The organism is Enterococcus sp. 5B3_DIV0040, assembly GCF_002140755.1.
Classification (GTDB): Bacteria; Bacillota; Bacilli; order Lactobacillales; family Enterococcaceae; genus Enterococcus_D; species Enterococcus_D casseliflavus.
The window spans coordinates 963,500-983,853 of the sequence record NZ_NGLC01000002.1; the positions used below are offsets into that span (position 1 = coordinate 963,500).

General features: G+C 44.1%; 15 protein-coding genes. 12 read left to right on the forward strand and 3 right to left on the reverse strand.

Going from position 1 to position 20,354, the window contains the following annotated elements; genetic code table 11:
• The first annotated feature begins 31 nt into the window (after positions 1 to 31).
• From lepB to A5883_RS17020, 3 genes are all read left to right on the forward strand, one after another.
• The gene (lepB, locus tag A5883_RS17010; protein WP_086339129.1) at positions 32 to 511 is read left to right on the forward strand and encodes a signal peptidase I; all 480 of its coding nucleotides are present in this window, start codon (positions 32 to 34) and stop codon (positions 509 to 511) included.
• A 74-nt stretch (positions 512 to 585) separates the two neighbouring features.
• Positions 586 to 1,350, forward strand: coding sequence for a hypothetical protein (locus tag A5883_RS17015; RefSeq protein ID WP_086339130.1), 765 nt, complete (start codon positions 586 to 588; stop codon positions 1,348 to 1,350).
• A gap of 47 nt (positions 1,351 to 1,397) precedes the next feature.
• A complete protein-coding gene (locus A5883_RS17020; protein WP_086339131.1) occupies positions 1,398 to 2,561 on the forward strand; it encodes a hypothetical protein in 1,164 nt (387 codons plus the stop codon).
• Positions 2,562 to 2,615: 54 nt separating this feature from the next.
• Here the strand turns inward: A5883_RS17020 and A5883_RS17025 are convergent, their stop codons facing one another.
• Positions 2,616 to 3,065, reverse strand: coding sequence for a MerR family transcriptional regulator (locus A5883_RS17025; protein ID WP_015509014.1), 450 nt, complete (start codon positions 3,063 to 3,065; stop codon positions 2,616 to 2,618).
• A gap of 89 nt (positions 3,066 to 3,154) precedes the next feature.
• Here A5883_RS17025 and A5883_RS17030 point away from each other — a divergent pair, with 89 nt between their 5' ends.
• The gene (locus A5883_RS17030) at positions 3,155 to 4,204 is read left to right on the forward strand and encodes a zinc-dependent alcohol dehydrogenase (RefSeq protein WP_254907893.1); all 1,050 of its coding nucleotides are present in this window, start codon (positions 3,155 to 3,157) and stop codon (positions 4,202 to 4,204) included.
• Between the two features lie 428 nt (positions 4,205 to 4,632).
• Positions 4,633 to 6,111 carry a helix-turn-helix domain-containing protein gene (locus A5883_RS17040; RefSeq protein WP_086339134.1) on the forward strand — a complete coding sequence of 493 codons (1,479 nt, stop codon included), beginning with the start codon at positions 4,633 to 4,635 and terminating at the stop codon, positions 6,109 to 6,111.
• 100 nt (positions 6,112 to 6,211) lie between these two features.
• Here the strand turns inward: A5883_RS17040 and A5883_RS17045 are convergent, their stop codons facing one another.
• Positions 6,212 to 7,705 carry a helix-turn-helix domain-containing protein gene (locus tag A5883_RS17045; RefSeq protein ID WP_086339135.1) on the reverse strand — a complete coding sequence of 498 codons (1,494 nt, stop codon included), beginning with the start codon at positions 7,703 to 7,705 and terminating at the stop codon, positions 6,212 to 6,214.
• 209 nt (positions 7,706 to 7,914) lie between these two features.
• Between A5883_RS17045 and A5883_RS17050 the strand changes: the two genes are divergently transcribed.
• The 7 genes from A5883_RS17050 (at position 7,915) to A5883_RS17075 (ending at position 18,773) form a co-directional block, all read left to right on the forward strand.
• On the forward strand, positions 7,915 to 10,044 hold the full coding sequence (locus A5883_RS17050) for a VWA domain-containing protein (protein WP_086339136.1): 2,130 nt from the start codon (positions 7,915 to 7,917) through the stop codon (positions 10,042 to 10,044).
• A 397-nt stretch (positions 10,045 to 10,441) separates the two neighbouring features.
• On the forward strand, positions 10,442 to 11,896 hold the full coding sequence (locus tag A5883_RS17055; RefSeq protein ID WP_086339137.1) for a helix-turn-helix domain containing protein: 1,455 nt from the start codon (positions 10,442 to 10,444) through the stop codon (positions 11,894 to 11,896).
• Positions 11,889 to 12,299: a hypothetical protein gene (locus tag A5883_RS17060; RefSeq protein WP_034858588.1), complete on the forward strand. Its 411-nt coding sequence runs from the start codon at positions 11,889 to 11,891 to the stop codon at positions 12,297 to 12,299. Before A5883_RS17055 ends, A5883_RS17060 begins: the two co-directional genes overlap by 8 nt.
• A 173-nt stretch (positions 12,300 to 12,472) precedes the next feature.
• Positions 12,473 to 12,913 (forward strand): WxL domain-containing protein, encoded by a 441-nt coding sequence (locus tag A5883_RS19595; protein WP_254907894.1) that lies wholly within the window; start codon positions 12,473 to 12,475, stop codon positions 12,911 to 12,913.
• Positions 12,864 to 13,253: a WxL domain-containing protein gene (locus A5883_RS19600; RefSeq protein WP_254907895.1), complete on the forward strand. Its 390-nt coding sequence runs from the start codon at positions 12,864 to 12,866 to the stop codon at positions 13,251 to 13,253. The genes A5883_RS19595 and A5883_RS19600 overlap by 50 nt, the downstream gene beginning before the upstream one ends.
• 226 nt (positions 13,254 to 13,479) lie before the next feature.
• Positions 13,480 to 14,529 carry a DUF916 and DUF3324 domain-containing protein gene (locus A5883_RS17070; RefSeq protein WP_086339138.1) on the forward strand — a complete coding sequence of 350 codons (1,050 nt, stop codon included), beginning with the start codon at positions 13,480 to 13,482 and terminating at the stop codon, positions 14,527 to 14,529.
• 20 nt (positions 14,530 to 14,549) lie between these two features.
• Positions 14,550 to 18,773: a WxL domain-containing protein gene (locus A5883_RS17075; RefSeq protein ID WP_086339139.1), complete on the forward strand. Its 4,224-nt coding sequence runs from the start codon at positions 14,550 to 14,552 to the stop codon at positions 18,771 to 18,773.
• 73 nt (positions 18,774 to 18,846) lie between these two features.
• Here the strand turns inward: A5883_RS17075 and A5883_RS17080 are convergent, their stop codons facing one another.
• Positions 18,847 to 20,346 (reverse strand): helix-turn-helix domain-containing protein, encoded by a 1,500-nt coding sequence (locus tag A5883_RS17080; RefSeq protein ID WP_034858590.1) that lies wholly within the window; start codon positions 20,344 to 20,346, stop codon positions 18,847 to 18,849.
• Between the last annotated feature and the right edge of the window lie 8 nt (positions 20,347 to 20,354).

Sequence of the window (20,354 nt, forward strand, 5' to 3'; positions counted from 1 at the left end):
GTAAAATTATGGTAGAGGAGCAACAGGTATCATGGGTCGATTCCAAAAGCAATGGACACTTCGTGTGTTGGGAATAAGTTGTCTGCTACTGCTGCTGTTCTTTTTCTTTTCAAACTACAAGATTGCTCGGGTCAGCGGTGAGTCGATGGTCCCCATCATTCAAAACAACGAATTAGTCGTTATTCAAAAGAATCAGCTGCCCCATCGCTATGACCTCGTGGCTTTTGAGCATGAAGGGCGGCTGATCGTAAAACGAGTGATCGGGGTTCCTGGCGATTCTTATGCCCGCAGTGGCAATCGCTTGCTATTGGGTGCGTCAGGTTCCTATTATGATTTTTCCTATACCTTTACGCTGACGCAAGAAACGGCGAGGGAACTGCCAATCGGGGGCATCTTGCAGCCAGGTGAGTATTTCGTCGTCGGGGATGCCATCATGCACTCGATCGATAGTCGTGAATTTGGGATGGTGACGAGCGAGGCGCTTCGTGGGGTCGTCTTGAATTTATTTTAAGAGTTCAATGAGGTCAGTCAGCGTGTCGGATTGAAAATCGAGGCTTATTTAGAGACCGAAAGCTGGAAAGGGGGATGTCCGTGAAGATGGTTTATGGCAGTATACTGCTGCTTTGTTTTGTGGCGATCGGGGTACTTGCTCAACGGGGATACCTCGAAATCTTTGTTCGAAGGCTTGAGCGGCAAACAAACATGACGGAGTTGGAAAAAAGAAAACTGGCTTTTTTTAAGCATAAGATTCGTAATGAACATCCGTTAGCGTTGCTGATGGTCAGTGGTCTGTTTCTTTTAAGTCTGCTGCTTTTTACCTTTCCCCATTTTTCCTTACAGACGCAAGTTCGTAGGATTGAAAAGGAAAGCCAGCAGCTGAAACAGGAAATCTTACATTTACAAAAAGAACAGATGGAAGGGATGCAACAATCGTTATCGGTGTACCCGTCTGCGGGACTCCCTTTTGAAAGCCTTGCTTGGCAGACGCTGCTGATGGCGGATGATCGAGAAGCACGTTTTCAGCTAGAAGAAGAATTTGGGGCGCAAGTGACGCCCTTTTTAGGACCGACCGTCGTATTGATCCATATTGATCAACCGCTGCAAGAAATCACCTTAACGAGTGCCAGTCATTTGCACTCGGTTGCCGATTTTTCCACTTGGGAGGCCAACTTGGAACGAATCATCGATGATCTATCACAGGCACAAGGCGTGCAACGGTGCCATTTCGTTTTACAAGTAGCAGATGCGCCCGATACGTCATTTGAACAAACGATCGTCCGCGATGCCCAGGGACAGTGGCAAGTACTCAACCGAAAAGAGCTTGCTCAAGCTTCAGACACGGGCGCTTAGAAAGAAACAATCAAAAGAGTTATTGATGAAAGGGAGGGATTCATGGGATGAGTAAGAAGAAGGGGCGTGGGTGGTTTTCTGCTCAGACGCTATTCGATGAAATGAACCAAGTATCATTGAAAGAATTAAAAGGATTTGAAGAAACGTATGAGAAAGACAACGGATCTGCTGAGGCAGCTGTTGTCAGTGGACCAGCGAAAGAAACGATCGCCGATACCTCAAAAAAGAAGGCTACGAGTAACGATCAAGGGCTAACGGATACCAGTAGTAAACCCCAAAAAGGCAAAAAGCAGGGGCAACGAAGCGGGCAGGCGCTGGCACCGTCTCCCTCCGCACAAGCAGGGCTAGAGGAACGATCAGGGCCAAAAGGATCGCCTAAGCACTCTGCGCAATCTTGGTCGTCAGAAACGGGCATGCCACATCCGACAAGCAGTAAAGGGAAGAAAAAGCGTAAAAGCACCAAAAAGCGCAATGACACCGTCAATGCGCCCTTACACGGCTATCAAGAAAAACGTTCCTTTGAAGAGTTTAGCGCAGAAGCCAACAAGGAGCAGTTGGAGCTGGCGCCTGACCTACCAGCAGATATGTGCTTTGAACAAACCCATCAAGAGTTAGCATTGGCACGTACGAGAATCACCGAACTTGAAAAACGGCTCCATGCAGAAGCCTTGCATCGCTCACAATCGGATATCCAGCAAGTGAAAGAAAAAGCGATTTTTGAACGCTTGGATTGGGCGAGAGAAAAACAATGGTATGAAAGCAAAGCCCAAGAACAAAAACAGCTGCTGCTCCAAAAAGAAGAAGTCATCACAAATCTGGCGAACCAACTCGCTGAAAAAGAAGCACAGCTGGAGGAGCAGGCTCGAGGCGTTCAGGAAGAAGAAGCCGCTGCGCTTCGCAAAACAGTCAATGAGCTGCAAAAAGAAAACCAAGAGTTACAAAAAGAAAATCAGCAGTTTCAAGCGGAAATGCGGGATATTTTGCTATTTGCTAGAAAGAAAGCAGATCGAACGCTTGAAGAAGCGCAGGTTGAAGCAGAACGGATGATCTACAACGCTGAAATGCGCTTGAATATCGCTCATCGTACGGCAAAAGAGATCCTTGATGAAGTGAGCGATACGAAAGAAAACATGAATACCCTCTTTGATTATTTGTATGAACAAGTCTATTCACTAGCAGACAAGCAAGTATTTGAAAAGTACCAAGAGTAGGTTTGCTTCGGGTCACTAGAAGCAGGCAGATAGTCCTGTGAACGATACATAACGTTAGCGATCTTCGCTTTGGGCGGTGAGCGCTTGAAACTTCTCTTTGTTTCTCAATGACATTTTGATTGGGAAATGGATTTGTTCTGTACCGGCTGCGATCGCTGATTCATAATACCAGCACTTATGGTCGATCAACGCCATCGATTGCTGCAAAGCGTCTATCTGCGCTTGCAGCGCTTTTTTTTGTTCAAGAAACATTTTATGGCGTTCTTGCAGCGAGTCATCACCAAGGCGTGTCAATTGTGCATAATCTTTGATCTCTTTAATGGTCATGCCTGTTTCCTTCAGACATTCGATCAATTCCAGCATCTCAATTTCGGTATCTGAAAACAAACGGTAGCCAGATTCTTTGCGCGCCAACGTCGGCAAAAGGCCTTCTTTGTCGTAATAGCGGATGGTTGACGTAGGGATATTTAAAGCTTTCGCAACTTGGGATATTGTATAGGTCATTTTTTCCACTCCTTAACATTGACTTTGAAGTTAACTTTAATGTTAGTATGACAGTAAGCAAAGGAAAAAGCAATGAGGAGGAAACAGAAATGACAGAAAAAACCAGGAAAGCTGCTGTATTAAAAGGACCAGAAACAATCGAGGTCAAACAAGTCCCTGTGCCGAAAGTGGAAGAAGGACTGATCGAGATCCAAGTTTCAGCGTGCGGCGTCTGCGGCAGTGACGTGCATATGTGGCAAGCAGGGAAAGGTTGGGGCAAAACAGGGGAGTCCGATTTTATCATGGGTCACGAGTTTTGCGGTGTCGTGACGGATGCAGGCGATAGTTCCTTTAAAATCGGCGATCGTGTTGCTTTTTGGGCCAATCTTTATTGCGGGAAATGTGATATGTGCCAAAAAGGGCAAGAGCATTTGTGTCGGGAAGTAAATGGCACCAATTATATCGGCTTTGTCTGCAATGGCGCCTATGCCGAACGGTTTGTCGGAAAAGCGTCCAATGCTTATAAATTGCCAGATACAGTTTCAGATACAGCGGCTAGCTTGATTGATCCTTTGATGGTTGCCTATCATGCCGTCCGCAAATCCAACATCAAGTTAAATGACAAAGTCTTGGTTTCTGGGAGTGGGATCATCGGGCAATTGATTGGCGAATTGGCAAAAAAAGCTGGGGCTTCTTATGTGGCGATGTCCAAAATCAACGATACAAAAATTGAGAAAGCCAAGGAAGTGGGAATCTTTGACGATTACTTTGATGCCAAGGATCCAAACCGTGGGGAAGTATTGAAAGACGCGTCTGCTGGTGGGTTCGATTTGATTTTTGAAGCGGTCGGTTCCAGCAGTTCCTTAGCGACGTGCATTGAGGCTGCTCGTCCTGGTGCAACGATCGTGGCGATCGGAAATTCCGTTGCTCCTGAAATTCCTTTTTCATTCAATCGGTTGGTCTTGCAGGAAATCAAGCTCATCGGCAGCGTTTCATGCACCCGCCAAGAGTTTGAAGCAACGATCGACTTGATTGCTAGTGGCATGATCGATCCCACAAAATATATCACGGAAGAATACCCATTAGAAAAACTGCAAGAGGCGCTAGAACGCCAAACGTTAGAAGATGATCCATTGGTCAAAGCGGTTGTGACGTTTTAACTCGGAGTTAGAGAAGAATATCAAATGAAAATCGGGCACCGAGTATTGAACAAACATAGAATGATAGTTGATTCTGCTTAACATCTACGAGGTGTTAAGCTTTTTTATTTGAATCTGTAATAGAAAATCTGCTGCGCACAGGCAAAAGGTTGTATGTGTACATGGAGGTCAGCACTTTTCTTATTTGTCGCGTGTCGCAGTGCCATCATTTGATCCAGGAAAAGAATGGTGCTTGTCTTGCTACGGATTGAAAGAAAGCCCGCAGCAAGTTCAAAAAAGCGAAAGCGAACTTTTCTAACAATGGATGTTTCGTGCCACATCTTATGTTTTCAGAAAGAAGTTCATTTGACGTAGCGAAGAAAGGGGTTTCTGTTGTATGGTAGAATGAATAGAGCCAAGTCAGAAAAGGAAATGAGTGAAGAGATGGCATGAGGGAACTTCAGATGTCTTTTATTACAAGCCCGAGTACAAAGCGTTGGATGCAAATATTAACGATTATTGAACGAGAACAAGTTTTTAAAGTTGGGGTTCTTTCTGAGCGATTGGCTATTTCTCAGCGGACATTGGTGAAAGACATACGCTTGATCAAAGAGCATTTTGGCGAATGCATTGAATTGGTATCAAGCAATAGCGGATTTCATTTCGAAGAACGAAATCGTGTTCTTTTTAAAGAAAAAAAAGAGCAGCTATTAAATCAGGAAATTTTATTTGAGATCATTGGGAATATTTTTTATGGAGAAGTAGTTGATCTGAATGAATTGGCTTATCGATACAATTATGCGGAAACAACTTTACGGCGGTTTATTGCACGTGTGCAACCAGCCTTAAAAGAGTATGGACTTTCTCTAAGTTTCACACCGGTTACTTTGGTAGGCGATGAAGCAAGTATTCGTAAATTCTTTTTTGATTTTTACTATGTAGGTGAGCCTACCCCTTATACGATCAGACCACCAGAAGGTCTGCATCATATGATTCTCAAGGGACTTTCTGATAAATTGGGAAAATATGAAGTAGGGACTGGTTTGACGATCTCAGCTTTTTATTCATTGCTGTATATAACGATTGTACGGGCGCAAAAAGAGCACTATGTTTCGATTCCTGAATGGGCAAAAGAGCTTGTCTATCAAGAAAATGATTTTAAATTGCTTGAGATTCTAAAAGAAGTTATTTTCAAAGAGTATGGGGTATCTTTACCCAAAGAAGAACTTGCTTGGCTTCACTACATGATTATATGTACGCGAACAATCAATCAATACGATCGAGAAAAAACTTTTCTAGCTCGATTTAATTTCTGGCCAGAAGTAAAGCCGATCGCAAAAGCATATTTTGCTAGTGCGGAATTTAAGGGCTGGGATCAGTCACTGTTAGAAGATTATTTAACCTCCTTTCTGGTGTCTAGAAAACTCAATGAAGTGATTTGTCCATCTTTGAACAAGCGACAAGCTGAAGAAGTCACCTCAATAAAAACATACCATCAAGAGTCCTACTACAAAAATAAAGCATTTTTGGAAAAGTACAAAGAAGAGTTAGCTTTTGCAACAGAATTTATGGAAGATATTGCTATCAGTTTTACAACGGTAAGTGACTTACTGCTCGACTATTATCAACCCAAAAAAAATATTTTATTTCTTATAGAAGGGGACTCAATGGTCGTTCAAATGATTCGACTACAAGCAATTCGGCTCTTTGCAAACAAGTATCAAGTCATTTTTCTTTCATTGCACGAATTAACAGAAGAACGATTAAAAGCGGACCAGAAGGTTTTGATCGTCACAAATTATCGCCCCTATGTCCTGGATTATGGTTTGACGGATGATTATATCTTGTTAAGTAGCATACCAACGAAGAAAGACTGGGAGCGAGTGATTTATCGATTACATCCTCAAACTAAAAAGTGCCCTCTGTGAAGTGATCCAAGTGAAGCAATAGGGAATGGGAAGTTAGGGAGTATTTTTAAGAATAGATTGACCGCTCTTGTCATTCAGCCAAGAGCGGGTTTTTTATCCTTTATTTATCTAACGTTTCAATCGCCTGATGAATCGCTAGCAAATCAGGGACGGTGATTTGCGCATTGATCAACAGGACGGGTCCTTTTTCAAAGGTTTCAGACAATGGAGTGGTGCTTAGACAGAGATCGTAGTCGTCGTCGACAAACTGATCACGAATATCAAGGTTGTAGAACCCTTGAAATGGCGCTTTGATCAGTTCTCTGATGGTCAGTGAAATCGCCAGCGGCAAGTCTGTTTCCAGTTTGATCTTGATTTTTTGCTGAAAATCAGCTGGCGGCAAAATCAACGTCCACGCCGTAGCGACATAAAGAGAAAAGCCACTGCGTTTCAGCGGATCTGCTTGGTAGAACGAAGTTTTCGTCACTAGCTTTTCGGCTTGCTTTTGTAAATCAGGAAAATGTTCGGTTAAAAACTGTGCAGTATTATAGCCAGCTAATGTATGGTCGACTGGCCCAAACAATTCGATCGTTAAAAGCCCATTCAAGAGGGTATTCACGATCCTACTTTTGCAAGGACGGGTCAACTTGGATTTTGGTGCGAAAGCGGTCATCGACAAGAGCAGTTTTTGGATGCTGGTCGTTGGTTTTTTTGGGGAAAACGCAGCGTCCAGTTGCGCAGCGGCAAACGTTCGATCGAGATTGGATGCCAGCCATAGAAAACAAAAGCGGCATTCATTTGCATCGAGAAAGAAGTGTTCCGCTAGTTCTGACGATAAATGGCTGTAAATAGCGGTCTCTTCATCAATCAGAGGGTGAAACAGGGAAAGATCTGACCCAATCAAGGGCGGTTTGATCGCCACTGCTTCTGGCGAAATCCGTTGTCCTTTGCGAAACCGCAAAATAGTGACGGCCAAAATGTACGTGGTCATTTTCAATTCGATCGGGTTAAAGGGAATCTGGTTGTTTTGGTAAAAGTCTTGAGCGATGGTTTCACATTTTTTCTGGGAAAGACCAGTAAAGGGCCAATGCAGACCAGCAAATGTTCGCCAAAAGAAGACCATCATAAAGTAGCGGATACGGGCTTCACTGCCTACGAGTCGAACCGTCCCTTTTTGCTTTTGCAGCTGAAATCCCAATGGAGCAAGCAGTTTTTGCAACGCATAGATTCGTTTGCGAACGGTTGATTCGGAGAAGTAATGATCAGCGGCGAATTGGATCAAATTGATCTCATTTTGCAGCAAAAGAGTTTCCAGCAAATAAAAAAAGGGATTTGCTTCCAGCAACTGCCGACTCAATCGCTTGTAGTCTCGCTTCGTCCCAATAAAGGATAACCCCAAGCCGTGTTTGGCAACCAAAAGCGGTGAGGGATCGTCTTGCAAGGAAAGCGAGCGTTTGCTTAAAGTGTCGAAGCTTTTTTGGATGGAGCGGCGATCCAAAGCCAACGCTTGACTGATCTCTTCAATGGGAACAAAGCGTTTTTGAAGATACAAAAACCGCAGCAAGTCGATATCTCTCTTGAGGGTGTGTCCAAAAAATGGATAAAAGCGTTCCATAATCCAAGCTCCGTTCTAAAGGTTTCTCTATGTACTCGATTCTCTTATGATAGCACAAAAAACGTGATTTTTTTGCAAATGAAATCGGCATTTTTTTGTCTCCTTTTCGCAGCAAAACCTTCTATACTGTTTTCTGATAAAGACTCGCTTTCCTCATTACTCAAGGATTTTTGTGAGGAAAGCAGTGCGGAAATAAAGGAGCGAAAGCGATGAAACACAAAAGAGGTTGGCAAAAGCATGCAGGGATTTTTTTCCTGTTGTTGATGGGGTTTCTTATAGGCAGTCTGACTGTAAACAGTGAAACCACCACGTATGATTTTGACTATCAAACCGATGCGACCGGGCAGTATTTGACAAATGGAACGGCGCAAGGAGATACGTACAATTACAAGTATGGACAGGCGCCGGGGGTTGCTTTTGATGAAGAGAACTATGTCAATTATGCAGATGAAGCGTATCTGAAAAAGAGTGTCAAAGAAGCAGCGGATCAAGGACTATTTGATGTAACGTTAGCTGTCAAAGGCAATCAGACCAGTACCCCTGTTGATCTGGTCATGGTGATCGATTATTCTTCCTCTATGACGGGAGAAAAATTGACCAACGCCTTGTTGGGGTTGCAGCAGTTTGGAAATGAATTGGCTGATTCGCTGGCGAATGGTTCCATTCGGATCGGGATCGTTGCCTACAATCGGGAAATCTACACCACCAATGGTTTTTCTACCGATATCGCCTACTTAGAACAATTTCTGCGGGAGACGGCCGAAACCCATTCTGGAACCTTCATGCAAAAGGGCTTGCTGGCAGGGCAACAGCTATTACTGGAAGAAAGTCGACCAGAAGCGGAAAAGCTGTTTATCCATATTGGTGATGACAGTGCCAATCGTAGTTATTTGCCAGCAGATGATGCAACAGTTTATCAAAATACTGGCGCAATCCGCGATTACAATGGCTATCACACGGAAAGCTATGTCGAGTCATTTCAAACATCGGCTACTGCTTACCATACGACAAGTAAAAATCCGTCAGATCCGCAAGCCATTCCTGTTAGCAGTAAGGTGGTGACCGACGAAACCCTTGGCACGATCGTCGCGCTTAAAAAATCTGGGTTTACCTATTATTCGGTAGCAACGGCGCCTTCCGCACGAGGGGAATACATTGGGCGTAATCTGGCGTCTGCACCAAGCAATTACTTAACGACGGATGAAAACCTGAGTGGATTGGGTTCAGCATTGACGGAGATCGCCAATCATATCGATAAAACCATCCCTGATGGGACGATTACGGATCCGATGGGCGAGGGTATTCTTTTGCAAGGAGCTGGCAATTTTGATGCTGACTCGTACCAGCTAGTCGGGTGGCGCAAAAATGCGCAAGGAGAGTGGGTCGAGGCGCCGGAAGTTGCAACTGGAGTAACCGTTTCTGAAAAGAATCAGACCATTACGGTCAGTGGGGTAGCTTTAGGTGAAAATGAAAAACTGACGTTGATCTACCAAGTTCGTCTGAATACGGAAGCCCCAGATTTTAAAGGAGAGACGTGGGTGTTGTGCAATGGCCGTACGACCTTAACCCCAGCAAGCGGTGATGAAGCATTAGATTTCCCAATTCCTTCCATCAAAGCACCCAGCGTTTCCCTTGAGGTTCTTAAAAAGTGGGTCAATGTTTCAGCAGCTGAGATTCCCGACCAAATCGATTATCAAGTCAAAAGAACCACTACTACGGCAGCAGACAGTTGGCAGCAGTCAGACCGTTTGACCCTTGAAAAAGCCAATGATTTTCAAGCATCATTCACAAAACTACCCGTTGCTGGTCAAATGGCAGACTTACCAAAATACAACAATCAAGGGGAAGACTTCGTGTATTGGGTTGAGGAAGTCAATGTCCCCGACGGCTTCGAAAGCAGTGTGACGACTGAGGGAGATACCCTTGTAATCACCAATACAAAAAAAGAAACCGAACCAAGCACGACGGAACCAAGTACCACAGAACCAAGCACCACAGAACCAAGCACAACGGAACCAAGTACCACGGAACCAAGTACGACGGAGTCAAGTACGACGGAACCAAGCACGACGGAGTCAAGTACGTCGGAATCAAGTACAACAGAATCAAGCACGACGGAACCGAGTACAACGACCACAAACAGTGACGGTGCCACACTAGGAAATTCCCATGAGAGCCAATCCACTGACACGAGTGCTGGTAGCGAAGCCACGAAATCTTCCAGTCAAGAAAAAGTAAAGGCTCTTCCTCAAACGAATGAGCAACGGGCTGCATGGCTGGTGATTCTAGGTGCAATCATGGTAGGCGGTGTGTTTATAAGCGTACTGAAAAAGAAATAGGAGATTGCTCTAACTTATAATTCTATATAGTCAGCTAGACAAGTGTCTAGCTGCTTTTTTGTGCTTCAATCAGTTGAAATCGGCGCTGTTACTAAAAAAGCTGTGGCTTATTTGTGAGTATAGCTAGAAATTGATGAAGGAGAAACAATAAACAAAAACGTAGCGGAACTATTTAAAATAACACTTAATATTTACCTTTGAGAGCCTGCAAAATAGATGAATATTGATAGAAAGTCAATATTTTTGCACCCTCGTGTGCAAATGCTGGATAAAAAATAGGTGGTAATTTTGTTAGAATCAAACAAGAAACATTGCAACGATTCGAAGGCAGCGCTAAAGGAGGGACCTATGATTTGATAAATAATTTATAGGAAATTTGCTAAAGGAGATTAAGCCCGTGAACAGTCTTACATTCCAATTGGTAACGAACTCAGTGAATCGAAGAAGCCTGATACTATTGGCGTACATGGAAAACGAACAGATTTTGAGTGTCAAGCAGCTCTCAGAAAAAGCGAGTATTTCTCGGCGGACGATCTTAACGGACTTAAAAGCACTACGCACATTTTTTGGTGATACGATCTCTTTTGAAGGGACCCATCACGGCATGAAGTTAGTGATCAAGGATCATGGTGAGTACTATAAAAAACGACGCTCTTTCTATGAGCGAGAACCACTGATTTTATTAGTACAAGCTTTTTATGCGGGACAAACGTTTCCTTTTCTAGCTTGGATACGAGCCATGCATATTTCAGAATCAACGGCAAATCGACTCTTAAAAAAATTACAGCTGATTCTTGATGAATACGGTTTGGTGGTAACCAAAGCACCGATTGGGCTGATGGGAGAAGAAATCAATCAGCGAAAGTTCTTCTGGGATTTTTATTGCGAAACGCACTATTTTGAGTTGCCAGTTATTGATCATCAGCTCCAAGAAACGCTTTTAAAAAGAATTGAGCAAAACGTGGGGATCGTTTCAAGAAAAAAGCTTCTCAATATTATTCGTTTGTCTTTTCAGCGTGCCACTTTTGGAACCTTGATCGTTGATCCTGAGGTCCAAGCAGTGATCCAGCAAGATCCGCTTTTTCTGACGATCAAGGAAACACTTCAAGAAAGTAGCAGTCTTCAACCCATCGCAAAAAAACGGCTCCTTCAGGAAGCGTGCTTTATTTACCTAATGCTCTATGCGCAGTGGGCGCTTCGGGGGAAAACGAGGATTCCCCTCAATACCTTTTCAAAAACGAGTAAGCGATTCGTTGAACTTTTTGTTGCTTTTTTTGAACAGCACAATTCTTACCTTGACGAACCTTGTGCAATTCAACAGGTCGTTGAAGATTTTTTAGTACGACAATATGCAAAAGTTGGTTTAGCACCTATCTACCTAAAAAATCCGGATAGTACGAATCAATTTGTGTTTTCTTTGCCTTTTGATCTGTATGAGCCTTTGATTAGGTTTATGGAAGTGAATGAGATTCCGCAATGTTTCAAAAATCAATTTTTTACGGACTTTTGTTGTTCCTTCGTTCTTTATCTTTTTGGCAATCAATTGATTCGGGTTTCGCAAAAAATCGTGGTGTTGCTTGCCAATAATTATGTGATCGATGAATGGGTCTATAGTATTTTTGAACATCATTTTAGTGGTCGGATGGCTGTGCTCTATGAAGAGCAATTAACATCGGAACAGATCAACCAACTTGACTGTGATATTTTGATCACCAATATCATCCCATTTGATTACTCCATAGAAAAGCAACCGCAGGTCTTTTTTTTGCCTAAATACATTGGGTATAAAGAAGCGATTAAAATGGTTGTCTCCATCCTAAATGAAGGATTGGAGGACTTCGTTTGTGTCTGAAGTATGTTTTTTGGAAGAGAAAAAGGAACGAGAGGAAAATGAGGAGGAATACATGGCGCTTCGTAAATTGAGGTATTTTATTGTACCAATGTTGCTGTTAAGTTGTCTGCTAGTCGCTGATTTCGTAGAAGCCAAAGAAGTGTCCACCGCTAGAACAGAAGGGGTCATCCGTTTTGTTGGTGGCCAGGAACCTGAAAAGCCAGAGCCAAAACCGCCGACAGGGGAATGGCGAGCACCTGAAGAAGATTCGTCTGATAGCGCAAAAAATGATCGTTTTCCGCAAACGAACAGTCACCAACGACTACTTATTTGCTGGATAGGTCTGCTGCTCGTCATCTTGAGTGTGGTTGTTTACTTGAAACGATGCGCAGGGCGATCCGCTAACGAGAAAAATGGCCTTTAGGCAATACGGTTGCGCGCTTGTTTTAGGATAAGGCAGTTGTGGATTTTGAAGAAAAGGAAAGATTAGTAAGTCATCTGGCAACCAATTCTAGCGAAAAAAGGTTTATGCATCGATCAATAGTAATCATCGTAGATTCTTTCTGCGAATAATAATAGGAAAAGGAGTAATTTTTTATGAAACGTATTTATTTAGCAACAATCAGTATCATGAGTATCGCTGTGTTATCTGGGGGAGTGACCGCAGCAGCAACACCCATCCTGCAAGGAAATACCGAAAATGAAGTAGATTTCATCCCTGGAGAAGAGGAAGAGATCGATGTTGAATTACCTGAAAAAGAGCCAGAGGTAGAAATTGATCCGATCGATCCAGAGGTAATCGGTCCATTCACTTTGGTGCATGTGCCAAAGCGCTTCGATTTTGGGACCCAAGTGATCAGCACAGGTCCTGGAAAATCCGCCATGTTTGCGGAGCTAGAACGACTGTCTGATGGGTCAGGAACCGCGCCATATGTCTCTTTTGCTCAAGTATTGGATACCCGTGGTGGACATAACGGCTGGACGTTAAATGTCGATTTGGATCAAATTTACAAGTACCGATGCCACTTCGAATCATGAATTACGTGGGGCTTATATCGAATTTCAAAATCCACAGATTCGTTCGAATGCATTAGATCCGGCTACCTTTCCAACGGCACCTAGCAATCAATTTAACCATCAAACCATCGATGTTGGGACGGAAGGCAACACCTTGATGTCTGCAGCTCCTGGCCAAGGGGCGGGTCTTTCAACGGTTCAATGGGGTGATCAAACCCTGCTAAATCAACAGCATGCAGCTGGGGAAGAGGATATTCTCAATGAAGCGATTTGGCTCCATATACCGACAGGAGCGAATCCGCAAGCAACCGCTTATACGGCTACTCTGACTTGGCATTTAAGTGCCACTCCTGGCAATTAAGGAATAAGTTTTTTGGGAAGAACACAGCAAAGAAGCCAGTCTTTTAGCTTGGCTCAAAAGCACGAATATGGGCACATGGTTTTAACGGATCATTTTACCAGTAAGCGCGAGAGCAAATAATCAGCATGTTGCGATTAGGGAAAAACGAGTCGGGAAGTGGGCAAGGGATATAGGGAATAGGCAGGAGACGAGTCGTTCCTGCCTATTTTGAAAGGAATGATTCATTATGAAGACACAAAGCAAGAGATCAATCAAAAAGAGGCTAGTAGCTGGGTTTGTTTTACTGGTGATGGTACTCGTTGGATTGCCGATGACAGGTTGGGCAGAAACACAATCAGAATTGCCATTTCATGTGGTCCCCAATTTACCGAAAAGCCAATTACCAGATGGGAATAGTGGCTATTTTGATCTAGAACTAGCGCCAGGGACCGATGATGTTCTAGGAGTGACGATTCAAAATCGTGCGGAAAAGGAAATCACGATCGAAATATCCGCACATACGGCGTTCACTAACGGAAATGGCGTCGTGGAATATGGCAAAGATGCCGCAGAACCTGACCCGACTTTGCCTTATTCGATAGCTGATCTAATCGAATCACCAGGAGAGATCATTTTGTCAGCCAAGGAAAAAAAGACGATCGAGTTACCCATACATATGCCTGAAGAAGCCTTTACTGGTAGTCTAGTCGGCGGTTTACGTATTCGAGAGGTCATCGCAGAAGCGACTGGATCAGAGGAAGAAGGTGTTGCGATCCAAAATCGGTTTGCTTATATTCTAGGCGTCGTTGTCCGCAATGAAGCTTCTATTATTGAACCAGAGCTTGCGTTATTGGATGTGTTTGCCGGTCAAGTCAATTATCGCAATGCGTTTCGGGCAACGCTGCAAAATCCGTTGCCGCGTTTTGTCAATCGCCTAGAGGTAGAGGCAGCTGTTCGACGAGCGGATCAGGAAGAAGTTTTATATGAAGCACAGCGTGAAGGGATGCAAATGGCGCCAAATTCACACTTTCATTTTCCCGTTTCATTGCAGGGGGATCGTTTTTACAGCGGAGAATATGTAATGAGCCTAACCGCTCGAGCTGAAGGCGAGGAGTGGACCTGGGAATTTCCGTTCACTGTGGAAGCAGACACAGCACGACAGTTGAATCGTGAGGATGTCACCATTGAAGAGGAGCAAAACTGGTGGTTGATCAGCGCATTAGGACTAGTAATTTTCCTTCTTGGCATAATCATTTGGCTGTTATGGAAGAATAAAAAGCCGACCATGGAAACGTAAGAAGTAAAGGAGAGCATGGAATGAAAAAGCAAAACTTGAAGTATTGGATTCGCTTGCTGCTTGTTTTTATGGGATTACGCTTGATGAGTGTCCCTCTCATCGTTGTTTTTGCTGAAACCGAGCCGCCTTACCTTGCACAAACGCTAACGGATGAGGGCGTTCTTGAGGAGTTTGCCGCAGAAACATCTGAGCCTGAAGGGACGGTGCAGTTCAAAGAGCCTAAATTTGCTGGTACGGTAGGTCAACCGCTTACGCTCGATTTGGTCAGCGACCGAGCAGTGGCAGAAATCTTCCTAGAATTACCAGCAGAAGTCAAGCTGATGACTGATGCATTGGCTCCCGGACAAACTGCAGTAAAACAATGCGATCAAGGCTGGCAGATCAAAGCAAGTCAAGCACAGCAGACATTTTCTGTTTTGGTCGTTGCCGAACGTCCTGGAAGTTTTGTTGTAGCCAGTGTAGGGAGTGAAGCGATCGTCGAAATAGCTGCCGCAGAGACAGAAAATGAGGAAACACCAAAAGACATGGAAAACGAGTCCCAAAAATCGCCAGAAAAGGACAATGATCCTGCTGAACAAGCAGCAGACGACGAAAGTTTGCAGCAAGCGGCAGAAGTGCAGGCGGCTAGTGCGATCGTACCAAGCGCCTTTGATGGCGGCACAGCTTTTGTAGCGAACATGTCGGAGTTTAGTAGTGCTTTACAAGATCCAGCCGTATCAATTCTTTCCTTGCAAGCAGACCTTGTCCAATCTACTTCCAGCATAATGACCATCGATCGTCCGATAATGATTCAAGGAAATGGCCATACATTGACCTTCACTAACAATAGTACCTATTTTCAATTATTAGCAGTTAATGAAGAAACGATTTTTCGTATCGAAAATCTCACGTACCAAAAAACAGGCAACACCGCTTTGATCCAGACCACCAATGCGTTGAGTCGAAACTGGGTCGTTGAACTAGAGGGAGTGGAAGAAGCCTCGGAGAATCGGTCGCCTTTTATTTTAGCACGAGAAGCGAAGGTTCATTTTACAGGCGGTATCAATCGCTTTGAAGCAATGACGATGGATTCTGATACTCTGTTCAATTTGAAGGAAGTAGAAGCGGGCAATCAAGCACAGGTGATCATTGATAAGCCGAATATGTGGATTTTTTATACAGCACCAGATATTCAAGAGCCACGATTTTTGCTTGGCGCAGAGACCCAAATGACCATCACTACGCGACAAGGGGACGCAAATACGATCGACCTGCGTGGGGATAATGGTCAAATGACAATTAACCACGGTGCCTCTTTAATCATTCAAAGCCCTGGAACAGCTGCTGATGCGACTATTTTGAATAACAATGCTGTTATCCTATCTGGGAAAAATCCCCGATTTATTGTAGCAGAGAATTCAGTTTTTTCCATCGATGTTGCGTTAAGAAAACGCGGGCTTGTTCTGACTGGCGAGCAGCCAGAATTGACGATCCAATCTGGTGCAAACGTAACGATAAACACAATGAATGCGAGCGCCATCCTCTTAAATGGCTTCTTTCCTTCCGCTACGATCGCAGGAGATGAAACGCAAGTGCGGGTAAACAATGAGACGGCAACAGATGCCAATGCGATCGAACTATTAGGAGATGACAGCAATTTTTATCTGATTGATGGAGGTACGCTCATTGTAGAAAGTCAAGGAGTAGCGACGGACACTTCTGAAGAACAAAATATTGCACTACTCATGAAGGGCGCTGATCCAAGAATGATAGTGGGGGAAGCTGCCTTATTGCAAATTGAAACGACACAAAAAAGGCGTGGCATATATCTGACTGGAGAGAATCCTGAGTTGACGGTCCAGAACGGTTCAAAAGTACGCTTGACAGCCGAAAATGCAAATGCTTTACGAGTCAACGGAAAAAATGCCGACGTCACCATTAGTGGCGAAGACACACATGTACGGATTTTCAGTGAGATTGCAGCGGCAGAAGGAGCAGCAGCTTTTGTTTTAACCACACCGTCGAATGCGGCAGAAGCTGGCGTTCTTACTTTGAGTCAATCAGCAATTTTAGAGGTTGAAAGCATCACTGCTAGTGCGATCAATATCACCAGTCTCAACTTTACCTTTGAAGTGCAAAGCAATGGACAACTAATAGCTAGCAGTCATGAGGCTGACGGTGACCATGCTGTGATTCGCTTTTTATACTTCGGTATGGTGACGTTTCATGTGACGGATGGTGGAATAGTAAATGTTCATAAAAAAGGGGGCAGCGCACCCTTGATTCGAATTCCTAGTGGAGGAAATTCTTTTGAGATCACCGAAGGCGGCATCGTTGATCTTTATAATCCAGGAAATGGCAACGCGCATGATGGGAATGTTGCTGGAGGAAACCAAGGGATTTTTTATGCCAGAGGTATCCATGATAACGGGACAGAGAATAATTTTTCAATCGTAGGTGTCGATAGTAAATTTATGTGTGTAGCAGATAGTGGCCCAGGGATCGACATGCACACCTACTTCAATTCAACGATTTACGTTGAACAAGGATATTTCCAAGTGGAAGGGCGGACAAGTACCCCGGATGGTGGGGTGTTTCGTTCAGGCAAACTATCTGTGTTCTTGAATGATCCAGTCTTTTTTGATTTTCGTAACGATCGGCTTGATGGAGGAAACATCTTTAGTGTTTCTAATCTTTCAACATTAACGGCGACGAATAGTGACTTAGCTGTCTGGAAAAATGGGTCAAATCTTTTAGGAGATCCCGATCTAAATTTCCCAACCCTTGATTTTGCTTTTTCAGGAGCTGATTTTGGCCTGTTGGGTTTGACGAATAAGCCCGAGATATTGAATACGGAGACCTTTGGCAATCAGGGACTGACAGCGTACTCTCGCGTAAGTTCAAACAATGCGCGTTGGGCGATCGTTGATGAGTTGCGGGTGCCGACGAATGCGGACAAAAAAATTCATGGGCGAGTCAGCTTGCCTGTTGGGTTTGACGGGACTCGACCAGCTTGGGACGATGAAGCGAAAGTGACCGTTGAAATTGAAACAGCAGATGGTCAGAAGGAAAAAGCCACTGCAAAAACCGTTGGACATACAGAAGACACACCGGGGATCAGTATCTACGGAGAAGAGGCGCAAGGAGGAATTTTTGAGATTCCTCTTGAGGCTCCCTTGGAAGCAGGAACCATCGTCCGAGTCATCGCCGTCGAATTAACCAGCGGCGAACTGACAGAAGGTGCCCAGCATCAAATACGAACCGAGCCTGTGCAGGTTTTCCCCATTTTGCCGCCAACGCCCGCAGCTTTTGCTTCCTACGTTCTTCTTGAAGAAACAAACGAGATCCATGGTCACACGGAAGACACAAAGGTTGAGCTAAGTGCTACCCATAATGGTATCTGGTTTGATACAGAGGCGGTGGTTATCGATGAAGAGGGAACGTTTACGATTGATGTAAGTGATCGGCAGTTAAAAGCAGGGGATGAGATCCAAGTCTTTCTGAAAGATTCTGCTGGTTCGGCAAAAGAAGCTGGAGTGATCAATCCGCCGTCAACGAATGACGAACAGGGCAATCAGAATCCAGCTTCAGAACTCGTTTTTCGGGATGCTGTGTTTCCCGCTACAACTACCCTGCGAATCGCCCAGACTGGCCCACTGCCGCCGGTTGATCCATTGGAACCGGATGTAGAAGTGAATCCAGAAAATCCACCGGTCATTCCTGAAGACCAAGGATTACTTAGTCTTGATTTTGTTTCTCAGTTCCGTTTTGGTCAAGCGCCGATCCGCAGTACCAAAGGAACGTATCACGCATTGCCTCAGCAAATGATTCCTGCTGAAGGGGCAAGCGAAACTAAGGAACGTCCAAATTATGTACAGATCACGGATCAGCGTCAGGATACAGAAGAGACGAGTTGGCGTCTATCTGCGACTCTTAATTCACAGGGCTTTCGAAATGAAGACAATGAGCCCTTGATCGGTGCTCAAATCAGTTTAGCCAATCAACGGCTTATGACGACTTCAGAAAATTCCAATGCTAGTATGCCAGAGCTTTCAACGATGAAGGATAGGGTAACTTTGGCGCCAGGCGAAGCGCAGCCTCTACTAACTGGCGATAGTCAGAGTACGGGAACATGGGTCTATCGTTTTGGTGATCAAGAGACGGCAGCCACCAGTGTCACCTTAGAAGTACCTGCTGGTGCAAATCCCAAGTTGGGACGGTACCGTGCAACGATTGAATGGTCGTTAAGTAGTGTGCCAGAGTGAAGAACAAATACTACTCGTCCATAGAAACGAATGGAAAAGACGTGTGCGGCGTTCAAGTGCCGCACACGTCTTTTCAGTTATAGAAGGAGCTTTTTTCGGTGTTTTGCAACGCAAAATTATGGATGATTTTTGGGTTGATGATTTTCAAGAAATTGTTCCAATCATCTGCATCTGGGATCGATTTTATTAGGAGGCATTCAACATCCAGAATATACTCTTCCAAATACTCTGCGTAATTCGTCACGACTAGATCAATCTTGTTTCGTTCCACATAATCCAAAGAAAACTCACTGGAATCAGGGAATTGTAAAACATGATATCGACCAAAATATTTTACAGCAAAAGCATTGATGTGAAGGCAAATATGCGCATCCCCTTCTAAAAGAAAGGCGATTCGGCGTGGGTTGCCCCAGTATTTTTCTTTTAATCCTTCAAAGTACAAAGTGAAGCGGGCACTGATTGCTGGCAGAGCAGTTGCTTCAAAGAGAGGCTGTCTAAAAAGAAACCGTGTATTTTCCTCATACTCTTTAGGGTATTGTGTTTGTGCGTAATTGGAAATTTCTTCCATGCTTTGATTGTAGGTAGGGGAAATCAGCTGCTTTATTTTTTCCGTAATAAAGAAAGAATGGAGAAAAACAAACTCTCGGGACTGATCATGATCGGAAATCTGCTGGAGCTGGCAAAAATTGGCAGTCAGTTCTTTTAGCTCAGGCCAATGGTCAAAGCGGGTAACAAATGATATTTCTCTAAGATAGTTGTTTATCCCACGGTTACTTGCTAGTAGAGCGAAAAGATAGACCAGCTCCTCTGATGGTAAAGACAAGGAAAAAGCGGTTTGGAGTCGTTGATTGAGGGGCTGGATTTCTTGGAAGAGTTCATCTGCCAAGACGATCTTTTTTAATTGTTCGGAGACAACGACAGTTTCTCCCGCTTGATAACGCTCAAGGATAATATACAACCAATAACTGATATACCAAAATGAAGCCGTATTATTGGTTTTGCCGCGTATATTGCGAAAAAAATCTAAGACGATATTTTGCACAGCAATGGTTGGACGTACCGTATGAGGCGTAGCGTCCGACTCATAATAAAAGGCATGGAAAAATTTGCGAATATCCGCTTCTGATCCGATCAGACGGAAATTCTTATGGTCAACAGATAACTGAAAGGGCTTCAGGGCTTTTTCAAAAAGTGTCAAATAGCGTAAAAGGGAACTCTCAGAAAGATAAAAATAGTCTGCCCATTCGGAGACTGTCCGATATTCTCCCTTAAACAGATGCTCAAGAATAACGAATAACGGTTCATTTTGAAGGAGCGCTCGTTTTCGTTCCAGATATTCTTTCGGTAGTAATTCATGAAGAGAATAGCCATTCGACGTGGATTCGATCATTAGCGTACTTCCAAAGTAGCTCCGTAGCCCCTCCATATCATAAATGATCGTGCGCCGCGAACTCTGGACAGCTTTTGACAACTCACGATTCGAAAGGGTCTTATGCCGTTCCAAAAGATTCAATAGTTTCAACCAACGAATGGTGGTCGTAGAAGTAATAAACGTCATCTGAAAATTTTTCATTTGCAACA